19 protein-coding genes are annotated in these 20,573 nt (G+C 59.4%); 14 read left to right on the top strand and 5 right to left on the bottom strand.

Annotated features, from left to right (window positions below):
- Window positions 1-122: 122 nt before the first annotated feature.
- Window positions 123-899 (bottom strand): 5'-methylthioadenosine/adenosylhomocysteine nucleosidase, encoded by a 777-nt coding sequence (locus tag AC07X6_RS15440; protein WP_230540101.1) that lies wholly within the window; start codon window positions 897-899, stop codon window positions 123-125.
- Between the two features lie 1,468 nt (window positions 900-2,367).
- Here AC07X6_RS15440 and AC07X6_RS15445 point away from each other — a divergent pair.
- From AC07X6_RS15445 to AC07X6_RS15475, 7 genes are all read left to right on the top strand, one after another.
- Window positions 2,368-3,993: a GMC family oxidoreductase gene (locus tag AC07X6_RS15445; protein ID WP_494791543.1), complete on the top strand. Its 1,626-nt coding sequence runs from the start codon at window positions 2,368-2,370 to the stop codon at window positions 3,991-3,993.
- Window positions 3,994-4,126: 133 nt separating this feature from the next.
- Window positions 4,127-4,897, top strand: coding sequence for an ABC transporter ATP-binding protein (locus tag AC07X6_RS15450; RefSeq protein WP_035823437.1), 771 nt, complete (start codon window positions 4,127-4,129; stop codon window positions 4,895-4,897).
- Window positions 4,897-5,619: an ABC transporter ATP-binding protein gene (locus AC07X6_RS15455; protein ID WP_474293825.1), complete on the top strand. Its 723-nt coding sequence runs from the start codon at window positions 4,897-4,899 to the stop codon at window positions 5,617-5,619. Before AC07X6_RS15450 ends, AC07X6_RS15455 begins: the two co-directional genes overlap by 1 nt.
- Before the next feature lie 70 nt (window positions 5,620-5,689).
- A complete protein-coding gene (locus AC07X6_RS15460; protein ID WP_230540104.1) occupies window positions 5,690-6,898 on the top strand; it encodes an ABC transporter substrate-binding protein in 1,209 nt (402 codons plus the stop codon).
- Between the two features lie 159 nt (window positions 6,899-7,057).
- On the top strand, window positions 7,058-7,942 hold the full coding sequence (locus AC07X6_RS15465) for a branched-chain amino acid ABC transporter permease (protein ID WP_230540105.1): 885 nt from the start codon (window positions 7,058-7,060) through the stop codon (window positions 7,940-7,942).
- Between the two features lie 31 nt (window positions 7,943-7,973).
- A complete protein-coding gene (locus tag AC07X6_RS15470; RefSeq protein WP_230540106.1) occupies window positions 7,974-8,954 on the top strand; it encodes a branched-chain amino acid ABC transporter permease in 981 nt (326 codons plus the stop codon).
- 82 nt (window positions 8,955-9,036) lie between these two features.
- Window positions 9,037-11,097, top strand: a complete 2,061-nt coding sequence (locus AC07X6_RS15475; RefSeq protein ID WP_494791562.1) for a 3-hydroxybutyrate oligomer hydrolase family protein — start codon at window positions 9,037-9,039, stop codon at window positions 11,095-11,097.
- Window positions 11,098-11,146: 49 nt separating this feature from the next.
- Here the strand turns inward: AC07X6_RS15475 and AC07X6_RS15480 are convergent, their stop codons facing one another.
- The 4 genes from AC07X6_RS15480 to sugE form a co-directional block, all read right to left on the bottom strand.
- The gene (locus AC07X6_RS15480) at window positions 11,147-11,938 is read right to left on the bottom strand and encodes an EAL domain-containing protein (protein ID WP_494791544.1); all 792 of its coding nucleotides are present in this window, start codon (window positions 11,936-11,938) and stop codon (window positions 11,147-11,149) included.
- A 44-nt stretch (window positions 11,939-11,982) separates the two neighbouring features.
- Window positions 11,983-13,140, bottom strand: coding sequence for an iron-containing alcohol dehydrogenase (locus tag AC07X6_RS15485; RefSeq protein ID WP_494791545.1), 1,158 nt, complete (start codon window positions 13,138-13,140; stop codon window positions 11,983-11,985).
- An 85-nt stretch (window positions 13,141-13,225) separates the two neighbouring features.
- Complete coding sequence (locus AC07X6_RS15490) at window positions 13,226-13,585, bottom strand: NADH-quinone oxidoreductase subunit A (protein ID WP_230540110.1); 360 nt, start codon at window positions 13,583-13,585, stop codon at window positions 13,226-13,228.
- A gap of 11 nt (window positions 13,586-13,596) precedes the next feature.
- On the bottom strand, window positions 13,597-13,917 hold the full coding sequence (sugE, locus tag AC07X6_RS15495; RefSeq protein ID WP_494791546.1) for a quaternary ammonium compound efflux SMR transporter SugE: 321 nt from the start codon (window positions 13,915-13,917) through the stop codon (window positions 13,597-13,599).
- A gap of 328 nt (window positions 13,918-14,245) precedes the next feature.
- Here sugE and mnmG point away from each other — a divergent pair, with 328 nt between their 5' ends.
- The 7 genes from mnmG to atpE all read left to right on the top strand — a co-directional run bounded on the left by mnmG (window position 14,246) and on the right by atpE (window position 20,560).
- The gene (mnmG, locus tag AC07X6_RS15500) at window positions 14,246-16,195 is read left to right on the top strand and encodes a tRNA uridine-5-carboxymethylaminomethyl(34) synthesis enzyme MnmG (RefSeq protein WP_494791547.1); all 1,950 of its coding nucleotides are present in this window, start codon (window positions 14,246-14,248) and stop codon (window positions 16,193-16,195) included.
- On the top strand, window positions 16,192-16,836 hold the full coding sequence (gene rsmG, locus AC07X6_RS15505; RefSeq protein ID WP_494791548.1) for a 16S rRNA (guanine(527)-N(7))-methyltransferase RsmG: 645 nt from the start codon (window positions 16,192-16,194) through the stop codon (window positions 16,834-16,836). Before mnmG ends, rsmG begins: the two co-directional genes overlap by 4 nt.
- 167 nt (window positions 16,837-17,003) lie before the next feature.
- Entirely contained in the window at window positions 17,004-17,774 is a 771-nt protein-coding gene (locus AC07X6_RS15510; RefSeq protein ID WP_046681849.1) for a ParA family protein, read from the top strand.
- A 64-nt stretch (window positions 17,775-17,838) separates the two neighbouring features.
- Window positions 17,839-18,723, top strand: a complete 885-nt coding sequence (locus AC07X6_RS15515) for a ParB/RepB/Spo0J family partition protein (protein WP_494791549.1) — start codon at window positions 17,839-17,841, stop codon at window positions 18,721-18,723.
- A 269-nt stretch (window positions 18,724-18,992) separates the two neighbouring features.
- The gene (locus AC07X6_RS15520; RefSeq protein ID WP_230540115.1) at window positions 18,993-19,361 is read left to right on the top strand and encodes an ATP synthase subunit I; all 369 of its coding nucleotides are present in this window, start codon (window positions 18,993-18,995) and stop codon (window positions 19,359-19,361) included.
- Between the two features lie 51 nt (window positions 19,362-19,412).
- The gene (gene atpB, locus AC07X6_RS15525; RefSeq protein ID WP_046681851.1) at window positions 19,413-20,222 is read left to right on the top strand and encodes a F0F1 ATP synthase subunit A; all 810 of its coding nucleotides are present in this window, start codon (window positions 19,413-19,415) and stop codon (window positions 20,220-20,222) included.
- A 59-nt stretch (window positions 20,223-20,281) separates the two neighbouring features.
- A complete protein-coding gene (gene atpE, locus AC07X6_RS15530) occupies window positions 20,282-20,560 on the top strand; it encodes a F0F1 ATP synthase subunit C (protein WP_034752695.1) in 279 nt (92 codons plus the stop codon).
- The last annotated feature ends 13 nt before the right edge of the window (window positions 20,561-20,573 follow it).

The following is a 20,573-nucleotide window of genomic DNA, read 5'->3' on the forward strand; positions in this document are numbered from 1 at the left end:
GTACATTCGTACTGCCTGCAGCAAGGCGCCTAGCCCTGAACATTTTTCAGGCTCCTTTGTTTTTAAATACAAAGGGCAGAACCAGTGGTTCTGCCCTTTTTTTATGCACGCTAGCTGAAAAATCAGCCGGCCAGGCGCTGGCACAATTGCTGAATCACCGTCAACGCGTACGGCGAGGCGACGGATTGCACGAAACGCATGAAGTCGACGGCGGCCTCCTCATTCGCGTTGTCGGAAATGGTGCGCATGACCGTAAACGGCACACCGAGTTCAAAACACACTTGCGCCACGGCGGCGCCTTCCATTTCGACGGCCAGCAAGTCCGGGATATCCGCTTTCAGCTGCTTGATATGCGCGGCGCTGCTGATGAACTGGTCGCCGCTGGCGATCAGGCCGCGGTGCACCTGCGCGTGCTGCAAGCCGAATTCCACGATATCGGCCGCCTTGAGCACGCTGGAAACATCGTCGCGCAGGAAATCTTCCGCGGCGCCAGCCAGTTGCGTGCTCAGTTCCAGATCCGTGGCGAAGCGCTGCAAGCCCGTCAGCGGCACTTCGAAGCGGGGAAACAGAGGGCGGGCGTCCATATCGTGTTGCAGCAACGATTCCGCCACGACGATATCGCCGACTTTCACGTGTTTATCCCCACTGCCGGCCACGCCGGTGAAGACGATGTGGGTAACTCCGTACTTTTCCACAAGGATAGAAGCTGTCATGGCAGCGGCAACCTTGCCCAGACGCGACAGGACGCACACAGCGTCGATATTCCACAGGGTTCCCAGGGTGTAGTCGCGCATGCCGTGCGAACGCCTCTGGGGGCCTTGCATGGCTTCTACCAGCCCCTGCTGTTCTTCGTGCAAGGCACTGATGATGCCTAAACGCATTTTTTTGTGTGAATTCATGCTGTTTTTACAGGTTTTTTGCATTGCAAGACGGTTTACAGGGTGAAAACAGCCGTTCAGGCGACTTTTCCACCGTGCGCGTTTGTCTCTGTGTTTTAAATAAAGATGTATACATAAAAATAGTAGTGATAGTAAACGGCCATTTTTTTGTGGATAAGTCGGTATACCGTCTAAAAATCATCGACTTAGCGCACAAAAAAGTAGGCGCACAAGCATTGTATCTACGGAGGACTTGTTTGGGATAAAAATTGGCTTGTGGACAAAGATCGACTTTTCCCACATCTCATCCTGTGGATATGCAGGCACTTATCCACAGTGGCAAGCAAAAATCACGGGTTTTCTTGCTGCAGTGACATGTTTGACGGGATTTGCGTGTACGGATCCCTGTCTGGCAATGCATGTTGAGCGATCACGAACGCTGTTCTTTCGCGAACATTGGCGTCCAGGTGATTCCTGGTAGACGGTTTGGCAGTGGGTCGCGCTGTCGCCGTTGGCTTTTTTTTTGATGCTTTTTGCATGCTTTTTGGAAATATCCCCGGACTTCCGCTTTTTTTGTCGGTTTACAATAGATCTATATATAAAAATAGTAGTAATAGTAAACGCGTTTTTTTCTGTGGATAAGTCACTTTTTTTCAACAGGATCAACCGTTTACGTGCAAAATAAAGCGTGAATAATCGCTGTATCACGCGAGGAGCAAAATTGTATAAAATGCGGTCCTGCGCATAACTTCGTGTTTACTCACAAGTCATCCTGTGGATATCAAGTGACTTATCCACAATCGCTTCAAATCCCCCCTCTTTTCGACATCGAATGGCTTGCTGGCACTGTGTCTGCTCAAGCCGGTTGACGTTTCTATTTTGCAAAACGGTTTGGCAGTGCTGTGCGCGTGATGCCGGCCGCGCCGGTTTTCGTTGCTCAGTTGTTGGCTGGATTTTTTTTTTGTCAGCCAAAGCAGTTCGGCGGTTTTTTTTGAAGACAGGCTTGCGAACCTTCCCGAAGGCGAAGGGCAGGCAAAGCGGGCGTTGTCGGGTTTACCTTAACAAGTTCGTATACAAGAATAGTAATAGTAGTTAACGGCGGCATCTTCTGTGGATAAGTCCCGATTTATCCTTGTAAACAATTGCTTGGCGTGCGGATAAGCGCTGAGTAAGCGTTGTATCTGCCCGGGATGGTTTTGGGATAAAAAAAAGTCATCCAAAAAAAATTTCGTTTACTCACATATCGTACCTGTGGATATCCATACGGTTATCCACAGCTCGCTGCCCCTGTTTTGCCCGGTTTTTTGGGCTTGCCTGGATGCTTTTTCCTATCGCTTGCCACGATTAATGTCGCCCTGGCCCGGCACTGGTGGTAATCTCAATACGGCTCAGCAGCCATGCATGCATGAAGAAAGACAGACTCTGGTAGCGGAACGGGGCGGGGAGACACGCCGCGCGACAGCTTGATGGCATACCGAAAGGAGCTTCATTGGAATCGGCAGGCGAATACGACTACATCATCGTGGGCGGCGGCACGGCAGGTTGCGTGCTGGCCAACCGGCTCACGCGCGACAAGGACGCCAATGTTTTACTCGTGGAAGCGGGCGGCAAGGACGATTACGTGTGGATCCACATCCCCGTCGGCTATCTGCATTGCATCGGTAATCCGCGCACGGACTGGCTGTATTCCACGCAGGCGGACGAGGGCCTGGGCGGACGCAGCCTGATGTATCCGCGCGGCAAAGTGCTGGGCGGCAGCTCGTCCATCAACGGCATGATCTATATGCGCGGCCAGGCCGGCGATTACGATCACTGGGCCGACCTGACGGATGACGCTTCCTGGCGCTGGGACAAAGTCTTGCCGCTATTTAAACAAAGCGAGGATTATTACGGCGGCGCCTCGGAAAACCATGGCGCGGGCGGCGAATGGCGCGTGGAAAAACAGCGGCTGTCGTGGGATATTTTGAATGCTTTCCGCGATGCGGCGCAGCAGGTCGGCATCCCGAAAACCAGCGATTTTAATGGCGGAGATAATAGCGGCAGCGCGTATTTCGACGTCAACCAGCGCCGCGGCATCCGCTGGAATACCTCGAAAGCGTTTTTGAAACCGGCATCGCGGCGCCCGAATCTGACCATCATGACGGGTTGCCACGTGGAACGCTTATTACTGGAAACGACGGAAACGGGGCCGCGCTGCACGGGCATCGTGTTGACGGGCGGCGGCACGCAGTGGCAGGCGACGGCCCGGCGTGAAACTTTATTGACGGCGGGCGCCATCGGTTCACCCCAATTGCTGCAATTGTCCGGCATCGGCCCGGCCGCCTTGCTGCGCGAACACGGTATCACGCCCGTGCTGGATTCTCCTGGCGTGGGCGGCAATTTGCAGGACCACCTGCAGCTGCGCATGGTCTTTAAAGTCCAGGGCGTGAAGACCTTGAACGTGATGGCCAGCAATATCGTGGGAAAAATGCAGATCGGCTTGCAATATGCGCTATTCCAGAGCGGGCCCATGTCGATGGCGCCGTCCCAGCTGGGGGCGTTTGCCAAGTCCGACCCGCAGCAAGCCACGCCAAACCTGCAATATCACGTGCAGCCCTTGTCCTTGGACAAATTCGGCGAACCCTTGCACGCGTTTCCCGCGTTTACGGCCAGCGTCTGCAATCTGCGCCCGACGTCGCGCGGCCACGTGCAGATCGCGTCGGCCGACAGTTATGCGGCGCCAAAGATCGTGCCCAATTACCTGAGTACCGAACAGGACCGCAAGGTGGCGGCCGATGCCTTGCGCCTGACGCGGGCCATCGCCGCCGCGCCGGCCCTGAAAAAATTTGCGCCGCAGGAATACAAGCCTGGCGTGCAATTCCAGAGCCAGGAAGAGCTGGCGCAGGCGGCCAGCCAGATCGGCACCACCATCTTTCATCCCGTGGGCACCTGCCGCATGGGCGTGGCAGGCGATGCGGCGAGCGTGGTCGACAGCCAGCTGCGCGTGATCGGCGTGGCCGGTTTGCGCGTCGTCGATGCCTCCATCATGCCCTACATTACTTCTGGTAATACGAACTCGCCCACCGTGATGATCGCGGAAAAAGCGGCGCAAATGATACACGCGGCCTGGAAATAGCCGGGCAAGCGTGCGAGTTTGCGCCATTCGGACTGGCGAAAAATCCCCGTAGTTATACTGTATTGTGCGTTAAATTTAAGTTGTGTATTATAAAAATGACTAAGTAGTACAAAAAGTACAACTAGGAGACACGATGTCAAACGTAATCTTGGAAACAAGAAATTTGACCAAGGAATTCAAGGGTTTCACCGCCGTGAGCGAAGTGAACCTGAAGGTAGAGCGGGGCCATATCCACGCCTTGATCGGTCCTAACGGCGCCGGCAAGACCACGTGTTTCAACTTGCTCACCAAATTCCTGGTCCCCACATCCGGACAGATCCTGTTCAATGGGAAAGATATTACGGCCGCCAAACCGGCCCAGATCGCGCGCATGGGCGTGATCCGTTCTTTCCAGATTTCCGCCGTCTTCCCGCATTTGTCCGTGCTGCAGAATGTACGCATCGGCTTGCAGCGCCAGCTCGGCACCTCGTTCCACTTCTGGCAAAGCGAACGCGCCTTGAACCAGCTCAACGACCGCGCCATGGCCTTGCTGGCCGAGGTCGACCTGACGGAATTTGCCGACACCATCACGGTCGACATGCCCTACGGACGCAAGCGGGCGCTGGAAATTGCCACCACCCTGGCGATGGAACCGGAAATGATGCTGCTCGACGAACCGACGCAAGGCATGGGCCACGAAGACGTGCACCGCGTCACCGAGCTGATCAAAAAAGTGTCGGCTGGCCGCACGATTTTGATGGTGGAACACAATATGAGCGTGGTTTCCGGCATCTGCGACAAGATTTCCGTCCTGCAGCGCGGCGCCATGCTGGCCGAGGGCAGTTACGCGGAAGTGTCGCGCAATCCGCAAGTGATGGAAGCGTATATGGGCACCACCCACGCCGAACTGGAAGGGGCACATTGATGACCGCTAGCAACAAGGCACCCGCGCTGGAAATTACGCAACTGCACACCTGGTATGGCGAATCGCACATCCTGCACGACGTGAACCTGAAAGTGGAGCAGGGCGAAGTGGTGACTTTGCTGGGCCGCAACGGCGCCGGCCGCACGACCACCTTGCGCGCCATCATGGGGCTGACGGGCGCGCGCACGGGTTCCATCAAAGTCAACGGCGCCGAAGCGATAGGTTTGGCCACGCACAAAATCGCCCACCTGGGCATCGGCTATTGTCCTGAAGAGCGCGGTATTTTCTCGTCGCTGTCGACCGAGGAAAACCTGCTGCTGCCGCCGACCCTGGCCAGCGGCGAGAAGGGCATGTCGGTGGAGGAAATCTACGCCATGTTCCCGAATTTGCAGGAGCGCCGCCACAGCCAGGGCACGCGATTGTCGGGCGGGGAGCAGCAGATGCTGGCCGTGGCGCGCATCCTGCGCACGGGCGCGCGACTGCTGCTGCTCGATGAAATTTCCGAAGGCCTGGCGCCCGTCATCGTGCAGGGCCTGGCGCGCATGATCACCACCTTGAAAGCGAAGGGATACACCATCGTCATGGTGGAACAGAATTTCCGGTTTGCCGCGCCGCTGGCGGACCGGTTTTATGTGATGGAGCACGGTCAGATCGTCGAGACCTTTGCTGCATCCGAACTGGAAGCCAAGATGCCGGTATTGACCGAGCTGCTTGGCGTGTAATGCCCATGTAGTTCCGTATCGTCGTCGAGCAATCGTTTAAATAGCAAACAATAATCCCAACGGAGACACTATGAAACGTAACGCTATCGCCATTGCCACCGCCACTCTTTGCGCACTGGGCTTTTCCGCTGCCGCGCATGCCCAGGTATCGGGCGACACCATCAAGATCGGCTTTATTTCCGACATGTCGGGCGTGTATTCCGACGTCGACGGCTTAGGGGGCGCGGAAGCCATCAAGATGGCGATCGCCGATGCCGGCGTGGTACTGGCCGGCAAGAAGGTGGAATTCATTTCCGCCGACCATCAAAACAAGGCCGACATCGCCGCCTCGAAGGCGCGCGAATGGTTCGACCAGCAGGGCGTCGACATGCTGATCGGCGGCACCAATTCCGGCGCCAGCCTGGCCATGGCCAAGGTCGCGGCGGAAAAGAAGAAAATCTTCATTGCCATCGGCGCAGGCTCCTCGCGCCTGACGAATGAAGAGTGCACGCCGTACACCGTGCATTACGCCTACGATACGGTGGCGCTGGCGCGCGGTACGGGCGGCACCATCGTCAAGCAGGGCGGCAAGAACTGGTATTTCATGACGGCCGACTATGCATTTGGCCACTCGCTGGAAAAGGACACGGCCGAAGTCGTCAAGGCGGCCGGCGGCAAGGTGCTGGGCAGCGTCAAGCATCCGCTGGGCGCCTCGGATTTCTCGTCCTTCCTGCTGCAGGCGCAAGCGGCAAAGCCGCAGATCCTGGGCCTGGCCAATGCGGGTGGCGACGCCATCAACAGCATCAAGGCGGCCAATGAGTTCGGCCTGACGAAGTCGATGAAACTGGCCGGCTTGTTGATCTTCATCAACGACATCCATTCGCTGGGCTTGAACCTGACGCAGGGCATGTACCTGACGGACGGCTGGTACTGGGACTTGAATGCGGACACGCGCGCCTGGTCGAAACGCTATTTCGCCAAGATGAAGAAGGAACCGTCGATGCTGCAGGCAGCCGATTACTCGGCCGCGGCGAACTACCTGAAAGCCGTCAAGGCGATCGGCACGGATGACACCGAGAAAGTCATGGCGTATCTGAAGAAGACCAAGATCAACGACATGTTCACCCAGAATGGCGAAGTGCGTCCCGATGGCCGCATGGTGCACGATATGTATCTGATGGAAGTCAAGAAGCCGTCCGAATCGAAATATCCATGGGATTACTACAAGGTGGTCGCCACCGTGCCCGGTGCGCAAGCGTATGTGACCAAGGCTGAATCGAAGTGTTCGTTGTGGAAGTAATGCTGTAGCCACACCCGCGAAACGCCCGCTTGTGCGCGGGCGGTTCGTCCTGCACGCTTCGCCCGCAGGGTTCGCCTTGCGCCGCCGCACTTGTTTGCGGTGGCGCGTTTCCCTTGATACCACACCGCTATCCGGCGGTGCTTTTTATACTGTGATGCCATGGAAATTTTCGGCGTTCCAATACAAGCGATGATGAGCCAGTTGCTGCTGGGTCTTGTCAACGGCTCGTTCTATGCCATGTTGTCCCTCGGTCTGGCCGTCATCTTCGGCTTGCTCAACGTTATTAATTTCTCGCACGGCGCCATGTACATGATGGGCGCCTTCCTGGCCTGGATGGGCCTCAGCTATTTCGACATCAGTTACTGGGCCATGCTGGTCATCGCCCCGATCCTCGTCGGCCTGGTCGGCATCCTGATCGAAAAGACCATGCTGCGCTGGCTGTATAAACTCGACCACCTGTATGGCTTGCTGCTGACCTTTGGCATTACCCTGATCATGGAAGGCGTGTTTCGCTCCTTTTATGGCGTCTCGGGCCAGCCGTATGCCGTGCCCGAAGCGCTGGCCGGCGCGACGGATCTGGGTTTCATGATCTTGCCGAACTACCGCGCCTGGGTGGTGATCGCTTCGCTCTCCGTCTGCCTGGCCACCTGGTTCGTCATCGAAAAAACCAAGCTGGGCGCCTACCTGCGGGCCGGCACGGAAAACCCGAAACTGGTGGAAGCGTTCGGCATCAACGTGCCGCTGATGGTGACCTTGACCTTCGGCTTCGGCGTGGCGCTGGCCGGTTTTGCCGGCGTGCTGGCGGCGCCGATCATCCAGGTCTCGCCGCTGATGGGCTCGAACCTGATCATCGTCGTGTTTGCCGTGGTGGTAATCGGCGGCATGGGTTCCATCATGGGCTCCATCCTGACGGGCCTGGGCCTGGGCGTGATCGAGGGCCTGACCCGCGTGTTCTACCCGGAAGGCTCGGCCACAGTGGTGTTCGTGGTGATGGTCATCGTGCTGCTGCTGCGTCCCGCCGGCCTGTTCGGCAAAGAAAAGTAATCCTCATCAGTCATGTATTGGAGCTACCACGATGAATAAGAATGTAGGCTACGCCATTGCCCTGCTGCTGGCACTGGCGGCCCCGTTTTACGGCTATCCCGTCTTCCTGATGAAGTTGCTGTGCTTTGCCCTGTTTGCCTGTGCTTTTAATTTGCTGATCGGCTACACCGGTTTGCTGTCGTTCGGCCATGCGGCCTTTTTCGGCGGCGCTGGCTATGTCACCGGCTACGCGCTGCGCACCTGGGGCTGGCCGACGGAACTGGGCTTGCTGGCCGGCGTCGCCACGGGCGCCTTGCTGGGCCTGGTGATCGGCGGGCTGGCGATCCGCCGCCAGGGCATCTACTTTACGATGATCACGCTGGCGCTGGCGCAGATGGTGTACTTTCTGGCCTTGCGTTTGCCGTTCACGGGCGGCGAGGATGGCTTGCAGGGTGTTCCACGTGGAACCTTGCTGGGCACGATAGACCTGGGCAATGACACGGTGCTGTATTACGTCGTGCTGGCCATTTTTGTCGCCGGCTTCGCCCTGATCGTGCGCACCATCCATTCGCCGTTCGGCCAGGTGCTCAAGGCGATCAAGGAAAACGAACCGCGCGCCATCTCGCTGGGCTACGACGTCAACAAGTACAAGCTGATGGCCATCGTCCTGTCGGCTTCGCTCGCCGCCCTGGCCGGCGCCACCAAGACCCTGGTGCTGGGCTTTGAGACCTTGACCGACGTGTACTGGGGCATGTCGGGCCTGGTCGTGCTGATGACCCTGGTGGGCGGCATGGGTACCTTGTCCGGCCCCATCCTCGGCGCCGTGCTGATCATCGCGCTGGAAAACAAGCTGGGCGATGTCGGCACCTACCTGGCCACGCACACGGGCATCGAGTGGTTCGGCACCCTGGGCGAATCGGTGGGCATGGTCACGGGCGTGATCTTCGTCATCTGCGTGCTGCTGTTCCGGCGCGGCATCGTCGGCGAAGCCATCGCGCGCTTCGGCGGCAGGGCGGCCAAAGCAGCTGTCTGATTTTCAAGCAACGCCGGACGGATCGTCCGGCGTTTTTCATTGTGCGTCCACTGTTACTTCAACGGAGAGAACCACCATGCAAATGACGATCACGCGCGCGGGCACCGGCATGAGCCTGTGCACCCTGCTGGCATTGGCAGGCTGCGGCAGCAACCATGCGCCGGAAGAACTGAACCAGATGCCCGGCTACCTGGGGACGATTGCGCGCGCCGACTACGACGGCAAGACGAACGATTTGCTGACGGCCGGCCTGGGCAAGACGGGGCTGGCGGGCGCCACGCCCTTGTATGCGAATGCCGAACAGCCGACGCCGGTCGAACTGCGCCGCAATGCGATTTACGCCAACTACCGCGCCGTGCTCGACATCGCCGCCAACAGCGGCTATGGCACCCTGTACGGACCGAACGTGGATGCCGCCGGCAACGTGGGCAGTGGCGAGGGCCTGGTCGCGGGCAGCGAATACATCGCCTATGCCGACGATGGCACGGGCAAGAAGAATGTCACCTTGATGGTGCAGGTGCCGGCCAGCTTCGACCCGGATCGCGCCTGCATCGTCACGGGCACGTCGAGCGGTTCGCGCGGCATCTACGGCGCCATCGGCAGCTCGGGCGAATGGGGCCTGAAAAAAGGTTGCGCCGTGGCGTATGCCGACAAGGGTTCCGGCACGGGCCTGTATGTGTTCGAGGACGACAGCGTCAACTTGCAGAACGGCCTGCGCGCGGGCAGGGTGGCCGCGGGCAAGAACGCGCTCTTCGCGCCGGACTTGAACGACGCCGACCGGCTGGCCTGGGCTGGCGCCTACCCGAACCGCGTCGCCTTCAAGCATGCGCACTCGCAGCAGAACCCGGAGAAGGACTGGGGCAAGGTCACTTTGCAGGCGGTCGAGATGGCGTATTACGTCTTGAATGAACGCTACGGCGTGCTGGCCCGCGATGGCAGTTCGCGCATCGTACGGCTGACGCCGAAAAACACCATCACGATCGCCTCGAGCATTTCCAACGGCGCCGGTTCGGCCCTGCTGGCGGCGGAACAGGATACGAAAGGTTTGATCAGCGGCGTGGCGGCCAGCGAGCCGCAGGTACAACCGCAGCTGTCCACGGCTTACAGCGTGCGCCAGGGCGGGGCGGTGGTGGCCAATCCCGGCCGCGCGCTGTTCGACTACGCCACCTATGCCGCCCTGTATCAGCCGTGCATCGCTTCCGCGGCCGGCAATGCGGGACGCTGTACGGCGCTCGTGGCCAAGGGCTTATTGAACGGTGCCGACCTGGCGGTGCAGCAGGCGGACGCGAAGCAGCGCTTGCGCGCGTATGGCTGGTTAGTGGACTCCGATCCGCTGCAGGCGGCGCACGCGGGCACGAACATCCTGGTGGCCGTCACGTACGTGTATGCCTACGGAAAATTCTCCGTGACCGATAAAGTGTGCGGTTTCACGTTTGCGCAGACGGATGGCAGCGGCAATCCGATCGCGTTCACCTCGGCGCAAAAGGCGGCCAGCTTTGCCGCGCAAAACGGCATCCCCGGCAGTGTCGTGTACGAGAACAGCGTGGGCGGCGCCAGGGTCTACACGGCCGGCGTGTCGCCTTCGACCAGCCTGGCGGACCAGTCGCTCGATGGCTTCCTGTGCCTGCGCAGTCTGGCGACGGGGCGCGACGCCGTCAGCGGCGCCAATTTGCAGGGCACCCTGGCGGGGCAAAGCGTGCGCGTGCGTGCCGGCATGGCTGAGGTGCAGGCAACTGGCAAGCTCAATGGCAAGCCGGCCCTCATCGTGCACGGCCGCAGCGATACGCTGATTCCCGTCAACCACGCTGCGCGCGCCTACCTGGGCCTGAACGCCGCCGTGGAAGGGGGCAATAGCAAGTTGCGTTATATCGAGGTGACCAACGCCAACCACTTCGATTCCTTCAGCAGCGCCTTGCCGACCCTGATCGTACCGCTGCACGTGTACCTGAACCGGGCACTCGACGCCATGTATGCGCACTTGAACGCCAAGCAAGCCTTGCCGCCATCGCAGGTGGTTCGCACGGTGACGCGCGCCGATGCGTCGACCCTGATCACGAATGTCAACGTGCCGGCGATTGCGGCAACGCCGGCGCCCGGCAATGCCATCAGCGTGACGGGGACTGTCGTCGATATTCCCAACTAGGCAGTATCATTTGTGGAACCTGCGGCCACGTTTCACGTGGCCTTTTTTATTACTCCCAGGCCGTGTCGGCGATCCGGCCCAATCCCTGGAAGATGGGCTTGGAAAACCAGTAGCCCTGCATCAGTGAAATGCCGCAGCCGGCTAGGAAGTCGCGCTCGGCGCGTGTCTCGATGCCCTCGGCCAGCACGCGGATGCCGAGCTCGCGGCACAGGCCAGCGATGGCGCGCACGATCGCCTGGCGCGGCGCCAGCGTATCGATGCCGCGCACCAGGTCCATGTCGATCTTGATGATGTCGGGCTGGTATTCGGCCAGCAGGTTCAAGCCCGCATGGCCGGCGCCGAAATCATCGATGGCCGTCTGGAAACCGAAGCGGTGGTAGGCGCGGAAGATCTCGACCAGGTGGGGACGATCCTGCACCCGTTCGCCTTCCGTCACTTCAAAGATGATTTTATCGGTAGGGAAGCGATGCAGTTTTGCCGCTTCCAGGGTGCTGCGGATGCACACTTCCGGGCGGTAGACGGCGTTGGGCAGGAAGTTGATTGACAGGAAGCCTTGCATGCCGAGGCGCGCTGCGCCGGCCACGGCCTTGACGCGGCACGCCTGGTCGAAGCGGTAGCGGTTGGCGTCGTTGACTTGCGCCAGCACGCTGGCCGCGCTTTCGCCGTTCGGGCCGCGCACCAGCGCCTCGTGCGCATAGATGCTGCGCGTGGCCAGGTCGACGATGGGCTGATAGGCATACTCGAAGGCAAACGGCAGCGGCGCGCTGTCGTGGCAGCCCGCGCAGGCGCCATGCGGAAAGCTGGTTGGGTTAACGTGAATGGCGATATCGGGAGGCGTCATGGCTTCAGTGTAGCAGGGCGGGTTGGCAGATTCCGTCTGCTGGCTCATAGTGCGGCAGCATAGATGGCGCGCGCATCGGCGCGCGTGACGGGCCGGGGATTGTTGCCCAGCAAGCGCGTCTGCAGCATGGCTTCATCGGCCAGCCTGTCCAGGTCTCCGGCTGCGATGCCCACCTCGCGCAAGGTGCGCGCGATGCCCGTGGCCTGGGCAATCTCCTGCATGGCGTCGATCAGGGACACGGCCCGCGCTTCGTCGCTGCCCGCGATACCGGGCTGGAGAACGGTGCCCAGTTGCGCGTACAGTGGCGCCGCATGGGACAAATTAAAACGCAGCACGTGCGGCAGCACCAGCGCATTCGACAGGCCATGTGGCACGTGAAACAGGCCGCCGATCGGATAGGCGAGCGCGTGCACGGCGGCCACGGGCGCATTGGCAAATGCCTGGCCAGCCAGCATGGCACCGAGCAGCATGGCTTGCCGCGCCGGCAAGTTGCTGCCATCGCGGCAGGCGGTGACGAGATTCGCGTGCAGCAGCGACAGCGCGTGGGTAGCCAGCATGTCGGACAGAGGATTTTTCAGCAGGCGGCTGGTGTACGCTTCGATCGCATGCACCATGGCATCGATGCCGGTGGCGGCCGTCACTGCGGGCGGCAAGCCCAGGGTCAGGCTGGCATCGAGGATGGCCAGGTCCGCATACAGTTGCGGCGCGACCACGCCCATCTTGCTGGTGGCACCCGTGGTGACAATGGCGATATGCGTCACTTCCGAGCCCGTGCCCGCCGTCGTCGGCAATTGCACCAGGGGCAGGCGCTGGCCGTGGACATTGCCGATGCCATACAGCTGGGCCAGTTCCTGGCGGCCCGGTGCCAGCACGGCGATCAGCTTGGCCACGTCCAGCGAACTGCCGCCCCCGAGGCCGATAATCAGTTCCACGTGAAACATCTGGGCCTGGGCCACGCCGGCCAGCACGACGGCTTCGGGCGGATCGGCTTGCACATCGGAAAAGACATGCGCCTCGATGCCCGTCGCTTGCAAACTGTGCAGCGAGGCATCGGCCAGGCCCGTGCGCAAAAAGCCCGCGTCGGTGACGAGCAGGGCGCGGCGCACGGTGGGGAAGTGATGGGCGATATGCGCGCCCAGTTGGGCGGCGGCGCCTGGTTCAACGATCAGATGCGGCACGGTGCGAAACTGGAAGGCGGGCATGCGTACTCCTGACAGGAAGGACAGAAGCCCAGCTTACTCCGCTTTTCGCCCCCGTGCCTGTTTCACGTGGAACCAGAAGCGGCGCTTACTCCCACTCCAGCGCGCCGCGTTTCCATTCATACGCCAGGCCGATGGCCAGCACGGCCAGAAACCCCATGACGGCCCAGAATCCGGCTAGTCCCAGTGCATTGACGTTGGCCGCCCATGGCATCAGGAAGATCACCTCGATATCGAACAGGATGAACAGGATGGCGACCAGGTAGAAGCGGATGTCGAACTTCATGCGCGCATCGCCGAACGCTTCGAAGCCGCATTCATACGGGGACAGTTTTTGCGCATCGGGTTTGTGCGGCCCGAGTACGCGTCCCAGCAGCATGGGCACGATGCCGACCAGGATGCCGATCAGAATGAACAGCAGGACGGGAAAATAGTTTTCGAGGAGCATGGGGATTCCTCTCAGTGGCTGGACGACAGTTTCATCAGCACGATGCCGCACACGATGAGGACGGCGGCGCATACGCGCATGGTGTTGACTTGCTCGCCCAGAAAGACGATGCCGACGATGAAGGCGCCGACGGCGCCGATGCCCGTCCAGATGGTGTAGGCCGTGCCCAAGGGCAGGGTGCGCATGGCCAGCGACAGCAAGCCGAAGCTGGCGATCATCATGACGATGGTAATCACGGAGGGGGTGAGTCTGGTGAAACCCGCGGAGAGTTTCATCGAATATGCCCACACGACTTCAAGCATGCCGGCAATGAGTAACAGTATCCAGGCCATGGCGGCTCCTTATACAGAGCGGGCCGTCCCGGTGTGTTCCCATGATGGGGGAGGCCGTCCTCCTGGATGATCGTCGCAATAGTCACTGGCGTGACCATGGATGCGGACGATGCGGCAATTGTAGCAAACATTGGCGGCCGCCGCAGCCCCCTCGCGGACCCTGTCCAGGCACCGCTGCGTGTTCCACGTGAAACAAAAATCGCCGTTGACTTGCCCTTGCTGAGTAAAAATTAAGCAAAAATTGGCCCGTGGAAGGTTGCGCTTGCAAAAAGACTCTATAATCGGAGCTCTCTTCCCGCATTTTTACTTGCACTGTTACCTATTTATCATGTTATTTCCTACAGAATTCGACGTCATCGTTGTCGGTGGTGGTCACGCCGGTACCGAGGCGGCCCTCGCTTCCGCCCGCATGGGGCAGAAGACGCTATTGCTCACGCATAATATTGAGACACTGGGCCAGATGTCGTGCAACCCTTCCATCGGCGGCATCGGCAAGGGCCACCTGGTCAAGGAGGTCGATGCCATGGGCGGCGCGATGGCGATTGCCACCGACGAGTCCGGCATCCAGTTCCGCATCCTGAATTCCTCGAAAGGCCCGGCAGTGCGCGCCACGCGCGCCCAGGCCGACCGTATTTTGTACAAGGCCGCCATCCGTACACGGCTGGAAAACCAAACCAACCTGTGGCTGTTCCAGCAAGCGGTCGACGACTTGATCGTCGAAGGCGACCGGGTCGTCGGCGCCGTGACGCAGATCGGCTTGAAGTTTCTCGCGCGTGCCGTGGTGCTGACGGCCGGTACTTTCCTCGACGGCAAGATCCACGTGGGCCTGAATAATTACTCGGCCGGCCGCGCCGGCGATCCGCCCGCCATCTCCCTGTCCGCCCGCCTGAAAGAACTGAAACTGCCGCAAGGCCGCCTGAAAACGGGCACGCCGCCGCGCATCGATGGCCGCACGATCGACTTTTCCGTGATGCAAGAACAGCCGGGCGACCTCGATCCCGTGCCCGTGTTTTCCGTCATGGGCAACACGGCCATGCACCCGCGCCAGGTGCCGTGCTGGGTCACGCACACGAATAGCCAGACGCACGACATCATCCGCGCCGGCCTGGATCGCAGCCCCATGTATACGGGCGTCATCGAAGGCGTGGGCCCGCGTTACTGCCCCTCGATCGAAGACAAGATCCACCGTTTCTCGGGCAAGGAATCGCACCAGATCTTCCTCGAGCCGGAAGGCTTGACGACGCACGAGTTCTATCCGAACGGCATCTCCACCAGCCTGCCGTTCGACGTGCAGATCGCCCTGGTGCAATCGATGAAGGGCATGGAAAACGCCCACATCCTGCGCCCCGGCTACGCCATCGAATACGACTATTTCGACCCGCGCGGCTTGAAGGCCTCGCTGGAAACGAAGGCCGTCGCCGGCCTGTTCTTCGCCGGCCAGATCAACGGCACCACGGGCTACGAGGAAGCGGCCGCGCAAGGCATGCTGGCGGGCCTGAATGCGGCCTTGCTGACGCAGGACAAGGAAGCCTGGGTGCCGGGCCGCTCCGAGGCTTATCTGGGCGTGCTGGTCGACGATCTGATCACCCAGGGCGTGCAGGAGCCGTACCGCATGTTCACCAGCCGCGCCGAGTACCGTTTGAGCCTGCGCGAAGACAATGCCGACATGCGCCTGACGGAAATCGGCCGCGCCTTGGGCTGCGTGGGCGACGTCCAGTGGCAGGCGTTCGAGACCAAGCGCGAAGCTGTGGCGCGCGAGCTCGAGCGCCTGCGTTCCACGTGGGTCAATCCGCGCATCCTGGCGGCCGCCGAATCGGAACGCATCGTCGGCCAGGCCCTCGAACGCGAGTACTCGCTGGCGGACTTGCTGCGCCGCCCGAACGTCGCCTACGACACCCTGATGAGCATGACGGGCATCGAAGGCCAGGCCCTGGCCGGCCCGGGCGTGGAAGACCCCGCCGTGCGCGAACAGGTGGAAATCCAGCTCAAATATGCGGGCTACATCGAGCGCCAGAGCAAGGAAATCGAGCGCCACGAACACTATGAAAACCTGGCCTTGCCGGAAGGTTTCAATTACCTGGATATCGGCGCGTTGTCCGTCGAAGTGCGGCAAAAACTCGACAAGCAGCGCCCTGAAACCCTGGGCCAGGCCTCGCGCATTTCCGGCGTGACGCCGGCGGCGATTTCGCTGCTGCTGGTGCACCTGAAAAAGCGCGGCTTTGGCGCAGGGCAAGCCGAAATACAGACCACCACTTTAAAGGACGAGGTTGTTGAATGAAGCAGTTTGACCGGGCCGCATTGGCCCAGATTTTGGATGAAGGCGTCGCCGCGCTGGGGCTGGACCTGAGCGCGGATCAGACGGAAAAACTGCTCGATTACCTGGCCTTGCTGGCCAAATGGAACAGCGTGTACAACCTGACGTCGGTGCGCGATCCGATGCAGATGCTGACCCTGCACGTGCTCGACTCGCTGGCCGCCGTGCCGGCGTTCGCGGAGGCAAAGAATGTGCTCGATGTGGGCGCCGGCGGCGGCTTGCCGGGCATGGTCCTGGCCATCGCGCGGCCCGACGTGAAGGTGTCGATGATCGACACCGTGCATAAAAAGACGGCATTTCTGACGCAAGTGAAGGCGGAACTGGGCCTGGCCAACGTCACCGTGTACACGAAACGCGTGGAACAGCTGGAAGTGGCGCAGAAATTCGACGTGATCACCTCGCGCGCCTTTGCCGACCTGTCCGACTTCGTCAATTGGTCGCACCACGTGCTGGCCGAGGGCGGGCAATTCATCGCCTTGAAAGGGGTGGCACCGCCAGACGAGAGAGAGAGACTGCCGGCAGACTGGAAAGTGACGGAATTACGGGCAATCCAGGTGCCAGGGCTAAATGCAGAGCGTCATCTGGTCTTTATGGCAAGAATTTAAAGGCCGCGGAATTAACGGTATAAATAATATAAACAGTTTATACGGTATAAATAATATAAACCATATAAACGATTTATATCGTATAAATGAAATAAATAGTATAAATCGTTTCGGCCAGATGCCGGGGCGCACGATGAAGTTTGCATCTCTTTACAACTAGAAGATACATGGCCAAAATTTTTTGTGTAGCAAATCAAAAGGGTGGTGTTGGTAAAACCACAACAAGCGTCAACCTCTCCGCCGGTCTGGCCAAGTTGAACCAGCGCGTGCTGCTGGTCGACCTCGACCCGCAGGGCAATGCGACCATGGGCGCCGGCATCAACAAGGCCGGCCTGAAGGCGTCCACGTATGAAGTGATGCTGGGCGAGTCCGATGTCAAAACGGCACGCCAGCGTTCGGAGGCGGGGCGCTTCGATGTGCTGCCGTCGAACCGCGAGCTGGCCGGCGCCGAAGTGGAGATGGTCGAGCTCGACAACCGCGAACGCCGCCTGAAGGATGCGCTGGCCGAAGTCGACAGTGAATATGACTTCATCCTGGTGGATTGCCCACCGGCATTGTCGATGCTGACCCTGAACGGCCTGTGCGCCGCGCATGGCGTGATCATCCCGATGCAGTGCGAGTACTACGCGCTGGAAGGCTTGTCCGACCTGGTCAACACCATCAAGAAGGTGCATGCGAACCTGAACCCGGATTTGAAGATCATCGGCTTGCTGCGCGTGATGTTCGATCCGCGCATGACATTATCGCAACAAGTGTCGGCGCAGCTGGAACAGCACTTCGGCGACAAGGTCTTCAATACCATCATCCCGCGCAACGTGCGCCTGGCCGAAGCGCCGTCGTACGGCTTGCCCGGCGTGACCTTCGACCCCAGCTCGAAAGGTGCCCAGGCGTATATCGCCTTCGGCGCCGAAATGGTCGAGCGCATCAAACATATGTAAACAAGGGGCGGGCGCCTGCACAATTTGATGTAAGCGCTTACTCTGAAAACACGATTAGGACAGCATGGCTACGAAAAAACTAAAAGGACTGGGTCGCGGACTCGACGCCCTGTTGGGCGGCGGCGGCGACTTCGCCAGTCCGGACACGACTCAACCGTCGAACTTGCCCGTATCACAAATGCAAGCCGGCAAGTACCAGCCGCGCACGCGCATGGACGAGGGCGCACTCAATGAACTGGCCGCCTCGATCAAGGCGCAGGGCTTGATGCAGCCGATCCTGGTGCGGCCAATCGGGCAAGACACCCTGAGCGGACTTATTAAATATGAAATTATCGCGGGCGAGCGCCGCTTCCGCGCCTCGCAGCTGGCCGGTTTGACGGAAGTGCCGGTGCTGGTGCGCGATGTGGACGACCTGGCTGCGGCCGCCATGGCGCTGATCGAGAACATCCAGCGCGAAGACCTGAACCCGCTGGAAGAGGCGCAAGGCATCCACCGCCTGATCGCCGACTTCAGTTTTACGCATGAGCAAGCGGCCACTGCGCTGGGACGCTCGCGCAGCGCCGTGTCGAACCTGTTGCGTTTGATGAACCTGGCCAACCCCGTGCAGACCATGCTGATGGCCGGCGATATCGACATGGGCCATGCGCGCGCGCTGCTGGCCGTCGATGCCGCCAGCCAGATTACCCTGGCGAACCAGGTCGTGGCCAAGCGCCTGTCCGTGCGCGAAACGGAAAAGCTCGTCACCCGCACGGTCGAGGAAGCGGCCAACCCGGTCGAGCCGCGGCAAAAGGAAAAGTCCGGCGACATCGCGCGCCTGGAAGAAGAGCTGTCCGATGCGCTGGCCACGCCCGTGGTGTTCAAGATGGGCAATAAAGGCCGTGGCCAATTGGTCATCGATTTTGCCGATCTTGACGTGCTCGATGGTTTGTTGACCCGCTTGCGTGGTTAAATAGCAAGCTGCAAAGACAGGGGGAACGCGGGGTGGACAATCCGGCCATGCTTTCCAGATGCACCACGTGATTCCTTGATAACACGGCTGGAAGCGGCCAGACAAGCGACTTTGCCATATAGTGGTGCAAAAGGCGGCGAATAGTCGGTAAAGCGTCAGTTTCACGCAGCAATTGCCCTGCTGCGGTGCAGCAACGTTTGACTCTATAGAACAAAGCCAACTATAATCCCGTGTCTTTGCGTGTGTAGATTTTTCTGGGAACCTGGCAATTGAGTGATTCACAACAAAATATTGCCAAGCCAGTCTACAAAGTAGTTGCATTGCAGCTAGCAATCGCTATCAGCTTTGCCACAGTCACCCTGTTTTTCGGTGGTAGTGTCAGAGGCTGGTCCGCCGCATACGGCGGTGCTATCGCAGTCATCGGTAGCCTGGTGTATGCCATGCTGGTCGTTCGCGGTTCTAGCGACGCCAACAAGGCATTCCGGGCGCATTTGCGCGCAGAAGTGATGAAAATATTTATCACAGCGGTGCTGTTTATATTGGCACTGGTGTTGTTTCAGTCGGCCGCCTGGTTATGGCTGATCTTGGGTTTCGCGGTGGCAACCTTAGCATACTGGTTTTCATTGCTCGCTGTTTAATCATTGGTTTTGGGGCCTGTTGAGCTCTGAAACGACAAATCTAAATTCATTATGACCACAGAACACGCTATTGAAGCGGGCCATGCTGCCCCGGCCAACGCCACAGAATACATCAGTCACCATCTGGCCCACCTGAGAAGTGCCGACGGCATGATCAATCTGGATACGTTCTGGATTTCGGCCATTTTGGGCTTTGTTTTCCTGGCTGTTTTCTATATGGCGTCGCGCCGCGCGACGGCTGGTGTCCCTGGCAAGTTGCAAAACTTCGTCGAAATGGTCATGGAAATCGTCAATGACACTATTAATGGGGCCTTCCACGCGAAAAGCAAGGTCATCGCGCCGCTGGCCATCACTATTTTTGTGTGGGTCTGGTTGTTGAACGCGATGGACTTCCTGCCGGTTGACCTGTTGCCGAAGATCTTGAGCTGGTTTGGCGTGCATAAGCTGCGCGCCGTGCCGACCGCCGACGTCAACCACACCTTCGCCATGTCGCTGTCGGTGGTGCTGTGCGTGATCGCCTTCTCGATCAAGGCCAAGGGCCTGGGCGGCTGGATCAAGGAACTGTTCACGGCACCATTCCATGCAAGCGGTCTGATCGGCACGATCGCCCTGGCACCCGTCAATTTCCTGCTGCAAATGGTTGAGCTGGTTGCAAAACTGATCTCCCTGTCGCTGCGACTGTTCGGCAATATGTATGCCGGCGAACTGATTTTCATCTTGATCGCGTTGTTGCCTTGGTGGGCACAGTGGGCGTTGGGTGGTCCATGGGCAATTTTCCATATCTTGATTGTAACTTTGCAAGCTTTTGTGTTTATGGCGTTGACGGTTGTGTATCTGAGCCTCGCGGTTGAGAAACATTAATCATTAACTTTATATTTTGTTTTTTTAGTATCTTTCGTTTTTAAATTTAGGAGAATTTTATGCAAGCTCTGATCGCACAAGTACAAAGCATGACCGTTCTGGCAGCAGCAATCATCATCGGCCTGGCCGCAATCGGCACCGCTCTGGGCTTCGCTATCTTGGGTGGCAAATTCCTGGAAGCTTCGGCACGTCAACCAGAACTGATGCCACAACTGCAAACCAAACTGTTCGTTATCGCTGGTCTGCTGGATGCTATCTCGATGATCGGCGTTGGTGTTGCTCTGCTGTACACGTTCGCTAACCCGTTCCTGTCCGCTCTGACGGCTGTTGCTCAGTAATTCGCTCCAACCC

This window comes from Janthinobacterium sp. GW460-12-1-14-LB5 (genome assembly GCF_059423585.1).